General features: G+C 56.5%; 3 protein-coding genes. All 3 read left to right on the top strand.

Annotation, left to right across the window (positions count from 1 at the left end; translation table 11 throughout):
* Window positions 1–716 (top strand): peptidoglycan-binding domain-containing protein (locus tag ACVDG9_RS28560; RefSeq protein WP_447239658.1); only part of this gene is annotated, 716 nt, incomplete at its 5' end.
* Between the two features lie 159 nt (window positions 717–875).
* Window positions 876–2,609, top strand: coding sequence for a caspase family protein (locus tag ACVDG9_RS28555; RefSeq protein ID WP_447239657.1), 1,734 nt, complete (start codon window positions 876–878; stop codon window positions 2,607–2,609).
* A 161-nt stretch (window positions 2,610–2,770) separates the two neighbouring features.
* Window positions 2,771–2,984 (top strand): caspase family protein (locus tag ACVDG9_RS28550; RefSeq protein ID WP_447239656.1); only part of this gene is annotated, 214 nt, incomplete at its 3' end.

The raw sequence follows: 2,984 nt of genomic DNA, 5'->3' as shown, positions 1-2,984 counted from the left end.
ATCTCGGCAGATACCCGAACGGGATCTATGCCGACCTTGCCCAGCTGAAAATCCAGTCGATCAAGAGCCAGGCGGAAGCGGATGCGCGCCGCAAGGCTCAGGCAGAGGCTGAAGCCCAAGCCATCGCTTCGGCAGCAGCGAATGCATCGCCAGAAAGAACGACGGCCAAGCCTGCAGACGAAATCACCGTTGCCGCCCTGACGCCTGATCAGGCGCCCTCAACGACCTCGACATCCCCGGTATCGTTGTTATCGCCTGAAGAGCTTGCAACGGCTCTCCAGACAGAACTCAACCGGGTTGGCTGTTCGGTTGGCCGTGTTGATGGTGACTGGGGCAACAGAAGCCGTCAGGCACTGAGAACCTATAGCCGCGAAGCCGGCATTGATCTTGCCTCACTCGACCCGGACCCTTCCATTCTGGAACAGCTCAAGAAATCTACCGGACGCGTTTGCCCGCTCACCTGTGGACGGAACCAGGAACTGAAGAACGGCCGCTGTGTCGCAACCAGAAAGCCTGAACCTTCCGGCAACAGCACAAAACCGAGCACACAGACGAAGACCACGGACAGCTGCCCGAAAAACCCGTCTGCCTATGGAAACAAGGTAATTGGAAAATCTCATGGCCTCGGCCGCCAGACCCTTACACACCCTTGCGGCAGGAAGCTTGCTTGCAGAGGTTCTAGGGCCAGCTGGGTAAAGACCTGCACCTGGCTTTAGCCGTTCGGCTGAAGTCTGATTTATGAACGTTTGAAGTTGAATTTTTCTGGTGAGCCCGCGATCTGATTTCCGATCCCGAATCGCCGGATTACCCTTCGGGGGAGCAGCCGGTTTTTTGCCCGATTGCTCCCGAGATCAGGTAGCTCTGGAGAATCGATTGTGAAGCAGATCCTCTTATCCCTTTTGCTTCTTGCGTTTGCCGCAAGCGCGGCACATGCCGAACGCCGAGTAGCACTCGTGATCGGTAATTCCGGTTATGAGCACGTCACTCAGCTCACCAATCCGGACAACGACGCCAAAGGCATGGCCGAAAAACTGACCAGTCTGGATTTCGAGGTCGTGACCGGCACCAACCTGTCACTTCGGGATATGCGAAAGACCGTTCGGGAGTTCATCGCCAAGCTCGAGGGTGCTGATATAGCCCTGTTCTTCTACGCAGGGCATGGCCTTCAGGTAAGTGGCGAGAACTATCTGGTGCCGATTGATGCCGAGCTGAATTCCTACGTCGATCTTGAATTCGAGGCGATGCCGGCAAATCTCATTCTCAATGCCATGGAGCATTCCACCAAGGTCAATCTGGTGTTTCTGGACGCCTGCCGGAACAATCCGCTGGCTGAAAACCTTGCGCGGTCCATGGGCACCCGTTCCGGTTCTGTTGGCCGGGGCCTTGCCAAGATCGGCTCCGGGGTTGGCTCCCTGATTTCCTTCGCCACCCAGCCAGGTAACGTCGCACTTGATGGTGATGGCAAGAACAGCCCCTTCACTACGGCCCTGTTGAAACATCTCGGCACACCCGGACAGGATATTACCCGGGATCTCGTGATGGTCCGCCGGGATGTGCTGGAGGCAACCAAAGGTCAGCAGGTTCCCTGGGACAATTCCTCGCTGACTGGTGAAGTCATTCTCAAACAGCTTGAGATGGTGGAGCCCATTGAACCGGAAAAACCAGCGATCAACCCGCAGATCGAGCTGGCTTACTGGGATTCGATCAAGTCCGGCGAATCCATTGCCTATTTTGAAACCTACCTGGGCCGTTACCCCGACGGCCAGTTTGCCGACATTGCCCGGATCCGTATCGACGAAATCAAGGCAAAGGCCGAACGTGACAAGGCCCAGCAGAACAAGCCGGATGCAACGGCTGAGATCACCTACTGGCAAACAATCCAGAATTCGACCCGGCCGGAGATGTTCGAAAGTTACATTACCCGGTATCCAAAAGGGATCTACGCCGACCTTGCGCGGTTGAAGATTGAATCGATCAAACGCCAGGCCGAAGCCGAAGTCCGTCGCAAGGCCCAGGCCTCAGCGGCCGCGCCCAACCCGGCGCCTGAAAGAACTGCTACCAAACGCGACGAGGAAATCACCGTTGCCGCGTTGACACCTGACGAAACACCGGCAGGCGTCATTCCTTCGCCAATCACACCGCTCTCCGCTGAAGAACTGGCTACGGCTCTGCAGACTGAACTCAACCGCGTCGGTTGTTCGGTTGGCAGGGTTGATGGCGATTGGGGCAACAAGAGCCGTCGGGCACTGAGGACCTATGGACGCGAAGCAGGCATCGATCTTGCCTCACTTGACCCAAGTCCCGCTATTTTGGACCAGCTCAAGAAATCAACCGGACGCGTTTGCCCGCTCACCTGTGGACGGAATCAGGAACTGAAGAACGGTCGCTGTGTCGCAACCAGAAAACCTGAACCTTCCAGCAACGGCTCCAAGCCGAGCACCAAGTCCAAGACCGCCGACAGTTGCCCTAAAAACCCGACTATTTATGGCAACAAGATCATCGGCAGAGTGCCCGGTGTCGGACGACAGACGTTGACACACCCGTGCGGCAGGAAGCTCGCTTGCAAAGGTTCGAAGGCCAGCTGGATATTGAGCTGTAACTGGATTTAGCCACACGGTTAAAGCCAGATTTAAGTACGTTTAAAGTTGAAGTGTGCCGCCGAGCCGCGATCTGAATTATGATCCCGGCCTGCCGGAGTGCCCTACAGCAGAGTAACCGGAATAGTTTTGCACGGCAGCTCCCGAGAGCTGGTAGGTTTGGAGAACCGCCTGTGAAGCAGATAATCGCATGCCTGTTGCTTCTTGTGTTTGCCGCAAGCGCGGCACATGCCGAACGCCGTGTGGCGCTCGTGATCGGTAATTCCGGCTACGCGAATGTCGCGGAGCTGAAGAACCCCTACAATGATGCCAAGGGCATGTCGGACAAGCTGACGGACCTCGGATTCGATGTTGTCACAGGTCTCGACCTGAGCTTGAGGGACATGC

The organism is Roseibium sp. RP-7 (assembly GCF_053005225.1).
Note: the sequence above shows the minus strand (reverse complement) of the source record. Positions and strands in the feature narration are given on the sequence as shown.